Origin of the sequence: uncultured Adlercreutzia sp. (assembly GCA_910585575.1) — a bacterium.
In the GTDB taxonomy this organism is placed as follows: Bacteria; Actinomycetota; Coriobacteriia; order Coriobacteriales; family Eggerthellaceae; genus Adlercreutzia.
Window position 1 is genome coordinate 7,222 of sequence record CAJUFS010000007.1, and the last position, 16,301, is coordinate 23,522.

Annotated in this window: 13 protein-coding genes; 4 read left to right on the forward strand and 9 right to left on the reverse strand. The window is 58.5% G+C overall.

The window, feature by feature from the left end; genetic code table 11:
• Positions 1-1,843, reverse strand: a 1,843-nt coding sequence (locus tag QZ307_RS01525) for a molybdopterin-dependent oxidoreductase (RefSeq protein ID WP_295994766.1), incomplete at its 3' end; no start/stop codon positions are given.
• A gap of 489 nt (positions 1,844-2,332) precedes the next feature.
• Complete coding sequence (gene rpoD, locus QZ307_RS01530; protein WP_295994814.1) at positions 2,333-3,481, reverse strand: RNA polymerase sigma factor RpoD; 1,149 nt, start codon at positions 3,479-3,481, stop codon at positions 2,333-2,335.
• Between the two features lie 418 nt (positions 3,482-3,899).
• On the opposite strand from rpoD, the gene QZ307_RS01535 reads away from it, so the two are divergent.
• The 3 genes from QZ307_RS01535 to QZ307_RS01545 all read left to right on the forward strand — a co-directional run bounded on the left by QZ307_RS01535 (position 3,900) and on the right by QZ307_RS01545 (position 7,375).
• Positions 3,900-4,163, forward strand: a complete 264-nt coding sequence (locus tag QZ307_RS01535) for a hypothetical protein (protein ID WP_295994768.1) — start codon at positions 3,900-3,902, stop codon at positions 4,161-4,163.
• 11 nt (positions 4,164-4,174) lie between these two features.
• Positions 4,175-5,374: a hypothetical protein gene (locus QZ307_RS01540; RefSeq protein WP_295994771.1), complete on the forward strand. Its 1,200-nt coding sequence runs from the start codon at positions 4,175-4,177 to the stop codon at positions 5,372-5,374.
• 636 nt (positions 5,375-6,010) lie between these two features.
• On the forward strand, positions 6,011-7,375 hold the full coding sequence (locus QZ307_RS01545) for an InlB B-repeat-containing protein (RefSeq protein WP_295994774.1): 1,365 nt from the start codon (positions 6,011-6,013) through the stop codon (positions 7,373-7,375).
• A 221-nt stretch (positions 7,376-7,596) separates the two neighbouring features.
• Here the strand turns inward: QZ307_RS01545 and QZ307_RS01550 are convergent, their stop codons facing one another.
• Both QZ307_RS01550 and QZ307_RS01555 read right to left on the reverse strand, forming a co-directional pair.
• Positions 7,597-7,956, reverse strand: a complete 360-nt coding sequence (locus tag QZ307_RS01550) for a hypothetical protein (RefSeq protein WP_295994777.1) — start codon at positions 7,954-7,956, stop codon at positions 7,597-7,599.
• 97 nt (positions 7,957-8,053) lie between these two features.
• Positions 8,054-8,512 (reverse strand): DUF3990 domain-containing protein, encoded by a 459-nt coding sequence (locus tag QZ307_RS01555; RefSeq protein WP_295994780.1) that lies wholly within the window; start codon positions 8,510-8,512, stop codon positions 8,054-8,056.
• A 299-nt stretch (positions 8,513-8,811) separates the two neighbouring features.
• Between QZ307_RS01555 and QZ307_RS01560 the strand changes: the two genes are divergently transcribed.
• Positions 8,812-11,265: a YDG domain-containing protein gene (locus QZ307_RS01560; protein WP_295994783.1), complete on the forward strand. Its 2,454-nt coding sequence runs from the start codon at positions 8,812-8,814 to the stop codon at positions 11,263-11,265.
• Between the two features lie 33 nt (positions 11,266-11,298).
• Here the strand turns inward: QZ307_RS01560 and QZ307_RS01565 are convergent, their stop codons facing one another.
• The 5 genes from QZ307_RS01565 to QZ307_RS01585 form a co-directional block, all read right to left on the reverse strand.
• Positions 11,299-12,264 carry an FHA domain-containing protein gene (locus QZ307_RS01565; RefSeq protein WP_295994785.1) on the reverse strand — a complete coding sequence of 322 codons (966 nt, stop codon included), beginning with the start codon at positions 12,262-12,264 and terminating at the stop codon, positions 11,299-11,301.
• Positions 12,261-14,051: a hypothetical protein gene (locus tag QZ307_RS01570; RefSeq protein WP_295994788.1), complete on the reverse strand. Its 1,791-nt coding sequence runs from the start codon at positions 14,049-14,051 to the stop codon at positions 12,261-12,263. The genes QZ307_RS01565 and QZ307_RS01570 overlap by 4 nt, the downstream gene beginning before the upstream one ends.
• On the reverse strand, positions 14,048-15,232 hold the full coding sequence (locus QZ307_RS01575) for a hypothetical protein (RefSeq protein ID WP_295994789.1): 1,185 nt from the start codon (positions 15,230-15,232) through the stop codon (positions 14,048-14,050). Before QZ307_RS01575 ends, QZ307_RS01570 begins: the two co-directional genes overlap by 4 nt.
• Before the next feature lie 93 nt (positions 15,233-15,325).
• Positions 15,326-15,670, reverse strand: coding sequence for a hypothetical protein (locus tag QZ307_RS01580; protein WP_295994792.1), 345 nt, complete (start codon positions 15,668-15,670; stop codon positions 15,326-15,328).
• Positions 15,667-16,032 (reverse strand): hypothetical protein, encoded by a 366-nt coding sequence (locus QZ307_RS01585; protein ID WP_295994795.1) that lies wholly within the window; start codon positions 16,030-16,032, stop codon positions 15,667-15,669. The genes QZ307_RS01580 and QZ307_RS01585 overlap by 4 nt, the downstream gene beginning before the upstream one ends.
• Between the last annotated feature and the right edge of the window lie 269 nt (positions 16,033-16,301).

Sequence of the window (16,301 nt, forward strand, 5' to 3'; positions counted from 1 at the left end):
CCGGCTTCGCCTCGAACAAGGGCTCGATGGCGCGGGACTCGATGCACACGAAACCCGTCCAGCCGGTGCCGCCTTGGATGATGTCCTCTTCCTCGAAGGGCGTGGTGCCCGGCAGGATGATGTCGGAGACCATGGCCGTGGGCGTCATCCACGGGTCCACGGTGACGATCATGCGCACGCCGGAGTCCTTCTCGTCGGGCAGGTTGCAGATGTTGAGCATCTCGTTGATGTCGGCATGCTGGCCCATCATCACATTGGATCCGTAGTTCCAGATGAACTTGATGGGGGCCTTCAGCTTGATGGTGCCGGGCTTCTCGGCGTAGCTGGTGACGCCGTTCTCGTCGATGTGACGGATGCCCCAAGTGGCGTCGTTCATGGACTTGTAGTCCACGATGGCCTGGTACCAGTCGAAGAACGACACGCACACGTCCACCGTGTTCTTCTCGGGGAAGCACGGAATGGCGCTGGGCACGGGGTACGGCACGCCACCGGTGGCCTCGCGGGCGCCGGTACCGCCGCCGGAGATGCCCACGTTGCCCGTGATGGCCGCGATGAGGCCGATGGCGCGGGTGTTGTTGCCGCCGTTGGAGTGGCGCTGCGGCCCCCAGCCCTGGATGGTGGCCGTGGGGTGGTCCATGAAGATGTCGGCCAGCTCGCGAATGGTGTCGGCCGGGATGCCCGTGATGGCCGCGGCCCACTCCGGCGTCTTCTCGCCCGAGCCCTTGTAGGCGCCGGTGCCCTTCAGGTAGGCCTCGTAGGACATATCCTCCTTGGGCATGAGCTTGCCCGTGGGATCCATGCCCATGAACGCGGTGCTCTTCGGCTCGCCGAGCTTCACGTCCTCCATGAAGGTGTCGGAGTAGAAGCCGATGAACTTGTCGCGGATGAGCTGCTCGTCGAGCTTGCCCTCGGTGAACAGGTAGTGGATCATGCCGGCCACGAGCGCCATGTCGGTGCCGGGGCGGATGGGGATCCAGCGGTTGGCGATGCCCACGGCCGTGTCGGACAGGTGCGGATCGACCACGATGATGTTGGCCTCGGGGTTCTCCAGGCGCACCTGGGTGATGAGGTACTGCATGGCCGATCCGGACATACGGGTGTTGGCCGGGTTGTTGCCGAACAGAATGATGTTCTTGGAATTCACCAGGTTCATCACGTCGTTGTTGGACCAGGCGTCGCCGTTGAGCAGGGGCAGGTCCCAAGTGATCTGGCCGGTGGAGTAGTCGGCGTACTGGCGCAGATAGCCGCCCCACAGGTTCATGAGGCGAGCAAAGGCGGTCTGGTCGGGATGCCACGACTTCGACACCGTGCCGCCCAGCACGCCCGTGCCGTACTGGATGTAGAAGGCGTCGTTGCCGTACTCGTCCTTGATCTCCTTCATGGTAGTGGCGATGAGATCAATGGCCTCGTCCCAGGAGATCTCCTCGTACTTGCCCTCGCCACGCTTGGTGCCCTCGACGCGCTTGAGCGGCGTCTGCACGCGCGTGTCGTTGTAGATGCGCTGGCGGTTGGTGCGGCCGCGCGTGCAGGAGCGCAGCTGCTGGATCTTGCCGGGACCGAACTCGTCGGTGCCGTCATCGTCCACGGAGATGCGGATGACCGTGCCGTCCTTGGCGTACACCTTCAGCGGGCAGCGGCTGCCGCAGTTCACATGGCAACCGGACCACGTAAGCGTGTCGTAGTCCAAAGGCTCGCCGCCCAGCTGCAGCTTGGCAGCCTCCTCGGCAGGGCTTTCCTCCGACTTCGACGGGCTGCACGCGGTCAGCGCCAGACCTGCTCCCATCAAACCGGACAGCGCCACGAAGGAACGGCGGCTGATGCGAGTGGATGCAGTCTTTTCCATAGACTCCCCTTTCCTCGTCCTAAAAGAGCCCCTTTAGGCCCTCCCTGGGGCTCCGGAGCCCCCCTCGATAGAAAAGTCTAGTACGCGGCTTTTGGAACATCCATGGATGTTCTCTTCATCTTTCCTTTCGCATTTCTTATCAAAATATTGCACCGCAGGTCAAAGCGATGATTATTGGGGCAGCGCCATTCTTCGAGAACGAAAGCGGTGCCTCTGTGGCAAAAATTGGCATTTCTGACCAGCAAAACACAAGAAAGCTTAGGAAAATGGAGTGGATTTGGCCAAATAGCGCCGCAACGCACTTGCCAACCGCCATGCCAGCATCGGACAATCCGACGAAATTGGCTCGTTGAGTCAAAACACTGGTCAAAAGTCCAATTTTTTGCCAGACAAAAACAGCGTTCGTTCATTGTGCCCCACTTTCAACCTGTTGCAACAAAAAAGCGGCCCCGGAATTGCTCCGGGGCCGCAAACCCAAGCTGCAAAGGGCTAGTCCTCCAAGTAATCCTTCAACTTGCTGGAGCGACTGGGATGGCGAAGCTTCGCCAGTGTTTTCGACTCGATCTGGCGAATGCGCTCGCGGGTGACGCCGAACTCGCGGCCCACTTCCTCGAGCGTGCGCGGGTGGCCGTCCTCCAGACCGAAGCGCAGGGAGATAACCTTGCGCTCGCGCTCGGCCAAACCCTCGAGCACCTTGGCCAACTGCTCCTGCAGCATGCTGAAGCTGGCGGCGTCCGGCGGCACCACGGCGGCGTCGTCCTCGATGAAGTCGCCGAGCTGGGAATCCTCCTCCTCACCGATGGGGGTTTCCAGGGAGACCGGCTCCTGGGAGATCTTCTGGATCTCGCGCACGCGCTCGGCGGTGAGGCCCATTTCCTCGCCGATTTCCTCGGGGGTTGGCTCGCGACCGAGTTCCTGCAAAAGCTGGCGCTGGATGCGCACGAGCTTGTTGATGGTTTCCACCATGTGCACGGGAATGCGGATGGTACGGGCCTGATCGGCGATGGCGCGGGTGATGGCCTGGCGAATCCACCAGGTAGCGTAAGTGGAGAACTTGAAGCCCTTGGTGTAGTCGAACTTCTCCACCGCGCGGATGAGGCCCAGGTTGCCCTCTTGGATGAGGTCGAGGAACAGCATGCCGCGGCCCACGTAGCGCTTGGCGATGGAGACCACGAGGCGCAGGTTGGCCTCGATGAGCTGCTGCTTGGCGTCCAGACCCACCTGCTCGATGCGGCCCAGGCGGCGCTTCTCGCGGCGATCGAGCTCGATGCCGTCTTCCTCGGCCTTTTCCAGCTCTTCGGTGGCGGCCACGCCGGCCTCGATCTTCATGGCGAGGTCAATTTCCTCGGCGGCGGTAAGCAGCGGCACCTTGCCGATTTCCTTCAGGTACATGCGGACCGGGTCGCCCGTGAGCATAGTGACGTTGGCGTCGGCATTGCGTTTGGTGCGGGCCTTCGCCTTGGTACGGGGGGTTACCTTCGGCAGCGAGGCCGCCTCGACCGTGGCCTTCAGCTCTTCCTCGGGGATGCCCTCGAGCAGGTCCTCCTCGGAATCGATGCCGGCTTCGATTTTGTCTTCAGTCAGATTGTCGGAGGACTGCTCGACCGTCTCAGTCGCGGGCGGCTCGGCGTTCTCCATATCGTCATCGTCCAGGTCGTCCTCGATATCCTCGACAACCTCGGTCACAACAACTTCTTCGTTCTCTTCAGGATTTTTCTTGGCAGCGTCAGCCACGCGATAGTCCTTTCTCCCGCTGCGCCTGAATTTGGGCATAAAAATACTAGTCTGGCGCAGAGATACAGCGATCAATAATAGCACAAGACCCTTCAGTCTAAAAGGAAAACTTGAAAGTAGAATCGCCAGGGTTTAAGGCATCAACTTCTCAAAGATTTTGAGAAGTTGATGCCTTCGCTTCCCAATATTTCTTAGAAGCAGGGCGACCTTCCCTATCCGTTCCGTCCAATTTGTTGCGCAACGGATTCCCGGAAAAGCGGGTTAGCATGGGCGAGAAGCGCTGCGTGGGGCAGCGAATTTATCGCTAACGAGGAGGATAAATATGTACGGAGAAATGATCATTGTTTTCATATTCATAGGCTTGGCGCTTTTCATTGTATGGCTTATGGCCATCTACCTTCTGGTGGAGGCCGCTAAAGAAAAAGGATTTCATCGCGATGGCGCCGGCATGCTGTGGCTTGTAGGAATATTCGCCTCCCCCATCGTGCTCGGCCTATACACCGCTTCGCTGCCTGATCGCGGCCAGACGCAGGCCCCCGTCATTGAGCCTGATCGACAGATCCGCGATGAGATGCCCCGAATCTAGGAGGTCAGATCGTGGCTGATTATAAAGTTGTTTATCGTGGCGACAGCACAAACGGCGGAGTAACCTGGGAGCCAGGATGCCCCCTTTACCTTTCAGCCGTGCAAGTGGCACGTAACACTGCAACCGGTGAATGCTACCTGCAGCTCAAGATCGTAAACGTCTCGGACACAACCGCGGAAAGCTACAAGCTGGAAGCAACTATCCACTACGCCGACGGATTCACGGAGGCAGTGACCTACGAGCCCCTTGACGCCGACCTTCCGTCTCATTGCGTAGCGCGACCCGACCCTATCGCTTTGGAGGGTTCTCAGGTCTCTTCAGTAGAAGCGTGCATCAAAACTGTTTCCGGCGGAGGCAATCAGTGGTTCAGCACTGGAGCGTTGCCAGAGAACGACGAAAAAGAACCTGTTTCGCTTTCCCCTCAGGCTTCCCAGGAACGCGTGATCGAGTTAAAGAAGCTCAGAAAAGACCCTAATTGCTACCAATTTGCCGCCATCGATCATGGCGCATGGTGGCGTTGCTCTTGCGGAACGGTCAACGTCGGCCAAGGAACTTGCGTAAATTGCAACCTTCCGAAGCGGGACATACTTGACCTCCAAAACGAAGACAAGCTCTTGGAAAGGGCAACGCAGAGAAAAGCACGGAAGAAGCGGACGGCGATTATCTGGGCCGCTATCGGGATTGCAATAATCGCTATATTCGGTTTCCTGCTCCTTAAAACCGACGCTCTCGTGCCGAACGCCAGCTACGATCGCGCTATGGCACACTACGAGAACGGTGAATTCGAAGCCAGCTTTGCAGGCTTTCAGACCCTCGGCTCCTATCGAGATGCTGTCGCCTTGCGAGATGCAAGCGCTATCGAATTAGGCAGTCGGGACTTCAGAAACGGAAAATTCGCAGATGCGGAAAATTGGTATCTCACTGTCTCAGACAGAGAAGCCGTGACGGACAGCAAGCGTCGCATCGCCGACGAGATGCTGAGCGAAGGCAAGCTGGCCATGGCGGCACTTATGTACGAGTACCTCGGAGAAGCAAAACTTGCCCAAGAAACTCGCTATCAGTACATAACGAACAACTTTGATGGCGATTACAACCAACACCTAGTCGACTTCCTGAAAGAGCTGGCTAAAGAGAAATATAAAGACGCAACCGAACTGCTGAAATCCTACCAAGAGAAATGGAAGGGCGACCACCCCGAAGTGATGGAGTAGTGCTGTCTGCATTAATCGAAGAATTGCTGCCGGCTCAAGTGGAGCAATTCTTCCCCCAGAAACAAGTCGGACCCGTCCATCGATGCTGGGATTGGATGGGTCCGACCCTTAACTCGAGGGTTGCTTGAAGCACTACGCCTGAGCCGCACGAATGCCGCTGCGTTCAATAAGCTCCTGGGCGAAATCAGGAAGATCAAGCATGGCTAGACCGCTAGCAATTAACTGCGGCGCTTCCGTGCTACAATGACCTCACCACACTGCGTTATCCGTTTGGAAGGCGCCACAATTCAATAGAATCACGGACAAACCGTCGACAAGGAGGGTATCTGCCTTTCTGGTGGTTTGCCGTGTCTCGGCGCCCCGACGCAGTGTGGTAACTGTGGCGGATACCTTCCTTATCTTCCGCGCTGGCGTCCCCACGGTTGTTATGCCCAAACCGTCGGAGGAGCATCTCGTCGCATTTCGCATCCAAAGCCTGCGGCCCTTACGGCCTACCCCCAGCGCACTCTCAACTCTAGCGGATACACCGCAAGTTTCAAGCAGAGTTTTCGCAGGTAAAAGCTTATTTTGTTGCGCAACAAAATCGCATGAAGCACGGCTAAGATGATCTAAGGACGGCCGAGAGAAGGAGGAAGAATGACACTTCGAAAAACAAAGCCACTAAATTTATTGATAGCATCACTTTTAATCGTATCGCTATCATCGGTTCTTGCTTTAGCTGAAACCCAGCTTTCGCCTGAAGCAGCGTTCGCGGCAACGAAAAAGTCCAGCAAAACTTACAAAATAAAATATGTGCTAAATGGCGGTAAAAACAACAGAGCAAATCCATCGAAATACACGGGCAAGCTGAAATTAAAGAACCCGACCAAAAAGGGCTACACCTTCAAAGGTTGGTACACAAACAAGAAACTAACGAAAAAGATTACTGTCGTTAAAAACAAATCTACCAAAGTTTATGCAAAGTGGAATAAAAAGAAATACAAGATCAAGTACGTGCTAAACGGCGGCCAGAACAGCAGCTCCAATGCATCTTCATATACCATAAGTACAAAAACATTCAAGCTCAAATCCCCCACCAGAAACGGATACACTTTCAAAGGGTGGTACTCGAACAAGAAGCTAACTAAAAAGGTTACCTCCATCAAAAAAGGTTCCACCGGCAACATCACACTTTATGCGAAATGGGAGAAAAAGCCCACTAATCCATGGGACGGAGTTAAGGTTGAGGCACCCGCAAGTTTCGGCGAGCAAGGATATGAAAATAACCGCATGTCCCTGACAAAGTACAGCTTCCGCGAGTGGGGTAATTCGTACTATTACATGGACGTATGGTTCAAGATGGTGAAATGCGGCACACCCACACGTGGAAACTGGGGAGAGTATGCGTTTTGCTATGACAAAAATGGAAAACTGCTTGATAGAGCATACCTGTATGCAAACGGAATCGGATTAGGAAAGACGTTCTATTACGGCACGACGATCCCAAAGGGAACGAAACGAATTGTTATTCCAGAGTACCCCGAAGCAACCCAACCAGCAAATCCGCCCAAGCCAAACACACCCTCCGCTCCCGCAGAACCCGAGGGCACAAAATGGTCCTATTCTGACGCCAACAATCTTAAGAGCTACTCAACTAAAGCCAGAGATTGCGTGAGCAAAGCCCTGCAGGATTACCTTTCAGGATCCAACTACGGAGACGGTTCGTTAAAACTGCTCTACTTTAAGATGTCGGTATCTGAGCTTAAAACGGCCCTGCAGTACCTCGAATCCGCAGACCAACTGGCAAGCAGTCGCGTAACCCTGACAACAACAGAAGGAGACACACTACGTGACGTCATCGGCGACGCAAAAAATGCACTCTCAGATCTCGATAAATATGCAGCTATGACAGCGGAAACAGCAAAGGATTACGACAGAACTCTGTCAGATCAGATCTCATCTGCAATTACCCCGACATCGAGGCTTCAAGTTCTTTCAACCAGGCTCCTTGAAGCCTTCTAGTGGCCGATCGTTCTCAACAACGTACGAATGATCGTTCCATCAATACAGTGAATGGAGAGCTTCCCGACCAAACAGTCATCAGCCTCCATGACCCACATCTACTAAGCCAGAGATGCTAACAGCTTGCACATCGTGTCTCTAAACACAGCGGTCCTGATTTATCAAATCAGGACCGCTGCTTCGATACCGCCAACGTCGCTACGCCAGCTATATCAAGTGACTTACTCCACTTCTCCCGTTGCATACGCGTCGTAGATGGCGGCTGGGGAATCGTAGTAGAAGCTGCCATTGTAGTTGTCGATGAGATCGCTTACAAAAGAGTGGTAGGCGCGGAAAAGCGCCTCGACATCGTCAACGTTTTCAGTCTCTGCAATTTGCAGCACCAGGCGCTTGTAAACCTTCCCGATATCCCAATGAGAGGGCACTGCGTACTTGGCCGTGCCCACATTGTCGAAGTCACCAGCTACAATCCCGGCTTCTTCGATAAACTCGTCACTTACCGCGTCGATGTTATCGCTGTGATATACGTCGGCAAGCTCGATGATCTTGCGAATGCGATCGCGACCCAAAGCGTCTACCACGACTGCACGCTTGTTCAGCGTCCTTCGCGCGATATAGTCGATCAGGCTACACGCAAAAAAGATGTCGTTTGCTCGCTGGCTTTCCCTGCCCTCCACGCTACACCTCCTCGCAGCGAACGAACTCGAGGGTCTCCAACGCTTTATCCGAACAGAATGCAATTTGGTGCGTCGGGTACTTGAACTTCGCCAAAGCCCAGAACTGATCCCGGGTAAGCGCGCCGTCCATGTAATCGGAAATATAGTTATAGACCTGGTCGTTCGCCATAGCGCCTATGACCACATCGTGGTTATGCGGCTCGCCATGGCGGCAAGCAATGATGAAGTCGAGCCATTCCTCCGTCATGCTTTCGAACTCTTTTATATCAAGCGAGTCGTTCAACCGCACGCGATAGGTGTTCACCCGAGGCACCTTGGCGCGCTGCGCCCAACGCTCCGCCTGCTCACGAAGCGTGGTGCAGTAGAACCCAGGGCCGAAATCCTTGGTATATCTTCCGATGCGAATTTCAGGAGTGTTGACCACGTCTCCGCTGCCATGAAAAACTGTCATGAGCGCCATAAGGAATGCCTTTCTCTGATGCAAATCATTATAACCCAGGGCGAAATGCTACAATCTTGGCACCACACTGCTTTGTTTCGGGAGAGCCTGCTGGCGTGAGAGACTTCTGCCATAAATACATTGAACGCTGGGCGAATGTGCGCCGCAATATTGTGCGCGCCGGTGCGCTGGCGGCTTGCGTTTGCCTGCTTGCGCTCGCAATCGCTCCCTCTCTGGCTTTCTCGGACGTGTATCCTACCGAAGATACTCCGAGCCCGTTCCTTCGTTCCGGGCTTCACGACGACTGGCGGTCCCGCACGGTGCTTCCCGATTACGCGCAGCAGTATTACGATTGGCTGGTCGAGGGCTCGAATCCCGATAGCGAGACTCCCTACCTTATCGACAGCTCGTACTACTCCCCTTCCGCGTCCTTCAGCGATCCCGTCATCGGGAAAACTGCGGTTTCTTCGTTCTTCAAAGTTCTCGATTTCTCCTACCTCGATGCCGAGGAACGCGAGTTTGTTACCAATGAGACGATCGCTCAAACCTATGCGGCTTGGGCGGCTTTTCGGCGCGACCATCCCGAGGTGTTCTGGCTGAACGGCCAGTGCTGGTACGGCCAGACCAGCGACATGCAAAGCCAAGGCCTGGTGTCCTTCCGAGTTTTCCTGAAGGGACCGGACGCCGATGTGCGCACCGCTCGATTTGGGGGCGCACTGCAGTTCAGCGACATGCCCCTCTGCTCTGGCACTTTAGGCAGCAATCGCATTCGCCAAGGCATCAAGCTGCGCGATGAAAAGGTGGCGGAAGCCCTCGACCGCTTTCCCGAAGGCGCCACCGATGCCGAGAAGGTCGCGCTGCTCAACGACTTCCTCTGCGAGCGCAATACCTACAACAAACTCACGGAAGCCCAGGTAGGAGGCGCAGGCGGCTTCAAATACCGCACCACCGCCTGGGAAAGTCTTCGCTGCTTGAACGCCCTTGTTGGATCTAAGTCGGAAGACGGCCCGAACAAGATCGCCTGGGAGGGCGATCTTGTCGCCGACGAAGACGGCAACGCGCAGCAGGTTGAAAGCGCGGTCGATGCGCCTACCAGCGAGGGTCTGGCCGCAGCTTTCAAGGTGCTCTGTGACGCAGCGGGCATCCCGTGCCTCATCGAGGACGGCGCGCTGGCCGTCGACCAATCACCCTGTAAGGAGATTATCCGCTCGCTGGGATTCGAGAGCTCGTATATGTACCACCAGTGGAACATCGTGCAGATTGACGGCCTCTGGTACGCTGTCGATGTTGCCCTGAACTTGGCAGCTTCCGAGGCCGACCCTACCGCCGCACCGCCCTACCTGCTAGTAGGATCCGATACCGTAGTCGACGCAACGCGCTTCAACACGAGCCACATTGCCCTGAACTACGGCTACAACCCTTACGAAGCCATGCTTACCAACCTTGTCAAGACCAACCCCCTCTTCACCAACGGCCCCGTGATTACCAACCAGGCCTACGCTGATGCTCCCTATCATTTCGAACCCGCACTCTTCGATGCGGGCGATTGCTACGGCGCCACTGTGGAAGCGGCGGCCAGTACGGCAGCCCGGGTCTTTACCCTCGCCGGTGCTGAAGTAGAAGGAGGATCCTGGGAATGGGAATCGGATGCCCTGTCCGCCAACGACACCGAGGATTTCTACAAGGTCCTGCGCTATCGCGCCCAAAACGCCGATGGTACCGAGCGCGTCGCGGCTACCGCCATGGTGCCGTTCCAGATCGACCGCAAGCGTATTTCGGTGGCGCCGGGCACTATCGCCTCGAAGACCTACGACGGCACCACCCTTGCCACCTTCGCCCCTGGCAAAGAGCCGCAGCTTACCTGCCTTCCCTCCGAAAGCGACTCTGCCAAGCCCGTAATCCTTCCTGGAGACGACGTGGTGCTGAAGGCAGAAGCCCACTTCGACGATGCCGAAGTGGGAAGCGGAAAAGACGTGACCGTTACCTATCGCCTGATGGGAGCCGATGCCGGCCACTACCAACTGGTGACCGACCATGTAACCATGTGGGCGGCAGCCGACATCTTGCCGGTACCGGAGGAGCCCGAATCGCCCAGCACTCCCGAGGTTCCCACTACACCCACGGCTCCCGCAACGCCTGATACCCCTTCCACCAATAAGCCATCGGGCAATGCGCCTTCGTCATCGAACAATGCGTCCGCATCTTCGGGTAGCACTGCTCCCTCAACCTCGCAGAGCGCGGCCAAAACTTCTCTCAGTCGTGCAACGCTCTCGCTTTCGGCCCGCAGCTTCACTTTCAACGGCAAAGCAAAGAAACCCACCGTCACTGTTAAGCTTGCCGGAAAGAAGCTGCGATCCGGAACCGATTTCCACGTTACATACAGCAAAGGGCGCACGGGGGTCGGCTCTTACCGTGTCACGGTCGCAGGATGCGGGGCTTACACAGGCTCGGTGTCCACGACATTCAAAATCGTCAAGCCCACGGTGAAGAAAACCTCCCTGACCAAAGTGAAGGGCAGCAAGCGGGCGCTGACCGCCACCTGGAAGAAGGCTTCGGGCAACGTGACCGGCTACCAGGTGCAATGCGCCACCGATAAGAAGTTCAAGAAGAGCAAGAAGACGCAGTACGTGAAGGGCAAGACGAAGCGCTCGGCGAAGATCACCAAGCTGAAGGCCAAGAAGAAGTACTACGTGCGGGTGCGCACCGTTTACAAAGTGGGCGGCAAGACCTTCTACAGCAACTGGTCGGCCGTGAAAACCGCGCGCGTCAAATAGCTGCGGCGCCTAGATCAGCCGGGGCCGCCCTCTCTACTCGATCGGCTTCCCTTCCACCACCAAAAACGTTGTCACCGACCCCAGCCGCAGCGTGTCGCCAGCGCTGAGGGGCACCGGCTGCGGCGAGAACCCGCTGCGCTCGCTGCGCGACGGTTCCACCACCGTCTCCTCTCCCGTCAAGCCGTCGACGAGCACGGTGCCGTTGCGGGAATCAAGCCCCTCGATGAGCCACTGGCCGTCATCGAGCCAAATGCGGGCGTGCTCACCGGAGACATCGGCGGCCACATCGGTAACCGCCTCGGCCGCCAACGCAAGGGAACCCAGCAGCGTCCCCGCCTCCGTGGGCGCCAGCCAAAACGGCGCTCCCTCCACATAGCCATCCGTCAGCGGCAGCAAGCCCAAGCGGCTGACCCGCGGCGCAGTCGGTGTCTGCGGGGCTGTGCCGTCAGGCACGGTAGCGGGCGTGACGAAAGTGCCGCCGTGAGCCTTCTGGGTGAACTCCAGCGCCCGGGCGACGGCGCGGCGCGCGTTGGCCGTACAGGCCACCGTCACGAACAGCACCATGGCCACCTCGGCCCGCTCCTCGGCCGTCAGCGACCCCTCGCCCTTCAAACGCTCCAGCGCGTTGCGATACAGCGACGCGGGCTGGCCGCAGGCTTCGAGAGCCCGATCCATGGCGCGCCCGTCCTCGTCGGACACCAGGGCAAGAATCTTCTCGCTGGTCATAGCCTTCCCGTTGCGCGTTTTCAGGCGCGAGATAAGGCGCAGCGCCGACACGGTGAAGTCGCCGAAGTAGTTCTCCTGCAGCGACCCCACTGGCGCGTGCACCACGAAACGCGATACCCAGGTGCGGTCGTCGACGCGACTGGCCGGGCTGCGACCGTCTGATAGGGGGCGCCCCGACAAAATAAGCGCCGCCGTATTCTTATAGCTAATGCCGCCCTGGCGTTTCATGGTGTCGAACAGCACCGAGCAGGGCGTAGTGGGAGTGGAGCTCATGAGCAAACCTCCTCAAGAGAAGCGGGCAGGGCGGAAACCGCCGGCGGCAGGGCTTTGCGCGCCCAGCGGCGCACACCCTCTTCGCCAAATACGTAGTCGGAAACCATGGGCAGCCAGGCACAGAGCGACGCAGCCGCTTCGGCCATGGCAAACAGCTGCAGAGACCCCACGCTGGCCTGGGTGAACACGAGTGCAACCAGCACAAGGACCATGCCGCAGACCAGACCAAGCGAACCGCGCAGCACATCATCACCGCTCTGCCGCCGACGGCCTCGGGCAAGAAGACCGAGCGCACCCGGCAGCGCCACCAGCAAGGCAACAACCACTGGGGAGACAGGGCCGGCCCAATCGAACGGCCCAGCCGTCACGGCAACTTCAGTTCCCCCAAGCAGCACGGCACTCGAAACGACTACGGCCGCCCACGCCACCAGGGCCGTCACGCCGATGACCCGTCGGGCGCCGGCCGCGAAACGTCGCGGCGTCAGACCGAAGGGCCCCACGGGCAGATACTCCAGACAAGAGGAAACCGCCTGTCCGCGCAGGCTTCGGCCGACGTTCTCGTCGTAGCTCGCACAGAACGCCGCAAGGGCCTCGCGCACTGCTTCTGCCTTCGGTCGTTGGCGCGGCTCCGCACTCAGACAGGTTTCCAGCAGCGGCCCCAAGGTGCTGTCCACCGAGTCCAACGCCGCCGCTACCTCCCTCTCGGGAGGATCTCCGGCCAACGCCCCCAGATGCCGACTGACAATCACCGCAGTTTCCGGCTCGCGGGCTAACACGGGGCCAAGGGCCCCAAACGCCGCGCAGGCCCCATGGGCGCCGGCGAAGGGCGCCGGCTCGGTCTCGGTCTTGCACCGATAGGGAGAGAGGGGTTCTCCCTGATCATCGGCTTGGGAAAGATCAAAGGGGGCGCGGCCGCACAGCAGGCGGTACAGCACGCCGGCGGCCGCGTACACGTCCACCGCGGGCGCGTGCCGATGGGCCGCCACCGCCGCCACATCGCGCGTGAGCATTTCGGGCGCGGCGAAATCGGCCGTGGCACCGCGAGGCGCACCGTAGACCGCCGTGAGCGAGCGGTCCTGTTCCTCCTCTGTCGCCGCCGAGCCGAAATCGATGAGCCGCAGCTCGAAGGAGCCCTCCTCTACCTGTTGGGCCACCGAGAGCTGCGCGGTATCGATCATAACGTTGGCCAGGGAGATGTCCCGATGGGCGAACCCTCCCGCCACCAGGGCCATGCGCGTGAGCAGGTCGAACAGATCGCGCCCAAGTCGGGCCGCCGTGAGCGGAGAGAGGCGGCTGTGGCCATCCACTGCCAACGAGGGCAGTGCCGCAGCAAGCGTGACGCCCTCGATCCATTCCATGATAAGAGCAGGGCGACCGTCGATTTCAGCGCGACCATAGAGGCGCGGAAACCCCTTGATGCCGGAAAGGGACTGGTGGGCCGCGTACTCTTCCTCGAAAGCGGCCTGAGCCCATGCCGGCGGCTCGGAATCAACCTCCGACGACAGGCTCGCGTAGGCTGCGCTCCGGCCTCCGAGCACCTTGACCGCAAAGGACTCGCCACGCGGATTCGTCGCGCGCATGACGCAGCCCGCACCGCCGAACCGCGCCGATTCTTCGTCGATCAGCAACGTGGCGAAACGCCTAAGGAACTCATCGCGTGACGCCGAGCGCACGGCATGGGCGGCCTCGAACGAGCGCACTGAAACCACGCGCAGGCGCCGCGAGGCAGGCGCAGCGGCAAGCGCTCCCTCGTCTTCCGGATTTCGACAGCTCAGCTCTTCGCTCACGGACGCGCCCCCGGATAGCGCTTCTCGTAGTCCTTCAGCGCATTCAGCTTTCCGCTGCTGTCGCTATAGGCTGCCACCACCTGGCGCGGCTCGGTCTTGCCGCTCACGTCCACCGATCCGCAGGCCACGCTCCACGCCCGGCGCAGCACATCGGCTGCCGTGGCCAAATCGTCGTAGAGAATAAGCATGTCGTCGTAGTTGGCCCGATACTGCGACTTCGCGGGAACCGACAGCGACTGCATAGCCGCCGAGGCATCCGAAGCCTTCGTGTACAACGCTTTCGCCTTTGAAAGGGCGCTCTTGCGCGCCGAGGCAGAAGCCTCGTCGACGGTGGCATCGAAGGTGGATACCGCCTCGGCCACGTCCTCGGCAAGGGGCGCCAGGTCGTTGTATTTGCTGGTCAGCTGCGTGTGGATTTTCTTCTCAGTGGCCTCGCTCAAGCCGCTTGAGGGCGTATCGGAGGTGGATGGCGTAGTGGAAGTGGACGGAGCATCGCCCGTACCCGTGGAAGGCTTCGAGGCCGACGAATCGGAGGAATCGGACCCGCTGGGTGCGGAGGAGGAAGAACCACCCGTAGAGCCCGAGGGCTTGCTGGAAGACGAAGTGCCGGCTGTTGCGTCGTTGGATGAGGAAGAGGCCGGTTTCTTCGAGGAGCCCGAGGAGCCAGCTGGCTGCGAGGTATCGGACGAGCCAGTTTTCTTGTCCTGGCCCTTGGCGCTGTCTGGTGAATCGGCCGTCTTGTCAGCAGAGCCCTTGTCGTTTTGAGAGGCTACCGAAGGAAAAGCGGCCGTAGAAGCCTGATCTGAAGCTGCCGCATCGTCGCGTCCGCCCCCACTGCTCCCTGGAGCGTTCTGCTGAGGCGCATTGCCCGCATCAGAGGACTGCGCCTCCTGAGATCGGCCATCGGGCCCTTGCGCCCCCACTCCCGTTTGCGCCAGGGCATCGGCCGAGGCCTCTTCGTGAGACGCGTTTGCCGACCCAACGGGAGCGACAATGCCGGGAAATCCCGAGAAGTCAGCACCTTCGTCCTGTCCCGCTAGAGCCACCGCCGCCGTGGCGTACACCGCCACCGAGCCGATCGTAGCCGTCAGCGAGCAGGCAAGCAACAGCATCTTCGGCCATCCAAGCCCCAGACTGCGCACGCGACGCGCAGCTCCCGTATGCCGAGACAGCTTCCCCATGCTGAATGCGATTCCCTTCTCAACCGGCCGCGACCAAAGACAAGCCAGCAATGACAGTGTGGTAATGGGACAATTATACCGTCTCGACAGGAATTACGTTGCGCAACAAAGGAACGGGAAGCGAAGGCGCTTTTCCGCCGTACGAAAGACTTTGTCCTTATCCCGCCTCCCAATTGCGACAACCTGGACAATATCAAGAACTTCCACCGTTTCGCCTACAATGCGAAAGATAATGCGAAGACCCGCGTTTCTGAACTTCAACTCTTTGCACTGCGCAAGCGGCCCCATCAAAGGCTTCCCTATCTCGTCTGCCCGCTCACGCAGGCGAGCAAGGCCAGCGTCAACGAGCTTGCGCTGAGAGCCGTCCAGCATCCGGTACTCTTTCTCGGCATCGACGTCAATGAAGGCAATGCGAAAACGTCCTTTACGCTCGCTCACTCGAACAGCTCCTCGTCGGAAACAGATTCGGTGTCGATGGCCAGAAACCCCTGATACTCCTCGGGGCTCATAACTTCCTCCAAGGGGATCGATCGATGATTTGGATCAGCATCAGCTTGGGAAATCCGATGGGCGGCGCGCTCGTACAAGAGCTCCTCCTTTAAGCGCTCGTTCTCAACAGCGAGTTCCTCAAATGTGTCGAAATTTACAAGGACAGCGTCAATGGCAGCATTGCGATCAGAAATGTACTGGGGCTGCAGCAGTGCGCGACGGCGAATTTCACCGAAGTTTTTTGCTGCCTGCGAGGCAGATACGATTTGATCACGGCCAAAAACCAAGTGTCCGTCCTTCACCGTCGGCATAACTACCTCCGTAAACATAGTTTTAGTTTTATACGTATTATAACACGTAGTAATTTACGGAGTTAAATCATTCCTAAACCGATGAGCACTGTAACAAGGCTCTACTCTCCTTTCAAGACGACAAAAGGATCGTTCGGGTAGTGTTCGTTTCCAGCAGAATCTTTACGGGGAACTTTAGAGCGGGCGGACACGCAACGAACATACGCAAGGGAGGGGAGCTTGGCGCTCCCCTCCCTTAGCGAGGTGGATCTGTTGGGCTTTAGCGGCCG

Coding starts and splice junctions, on each gene's coding strand:
- QZ307_RS01545 (WP_295994774.1), top strand. CDS start 6,011: ATGACACTTCGAAAAACAAAGCCACTAAATTTATTGATAGCATCACTT.
- QZ307_RS01555 (WP_295994780.1), bottom strand. CDS start 8,512: ATGGCGCTCATGACAGTTTTTCATGGCAGCGGAGACGTGGTCAACACT.
- QZ307_RS01575 (WP_295994789.1), bottom strand. CDS start 15,232: ATGGGGAAGCTGTCTCGGCATACGGGAGCTGCGCGTCGCGTGCGCAGT.
- QZ307_RS01585 (WP_295994795.1), bottom strand. CDS start 16,032: ATGCCGACGGTGAAGGACGGACACTTGGTTTTTGGCCGTGATCAAATC.
- QZ307_RS01565 (WP_295994785.1), bottom strand. CDS start 12,264: ATGAGCTCCACTCCCACTACGCCCTGCTCGGTGCTGTTCGACACCATG.
- QZ307_RS01535 (WP_295994768.1), top strand. CDS start 3,900: ATGTACGGAGAAATGATCATTGTTTTCATATTCATAGGCTTGGCGCTT.
- rpoD (WP_295994814.1), bottom strand. CDS start 3,481: ATGGAGAACGCCGAGCCGCCCGCGACTGAGACGGTCGAGCAGTCCTCC.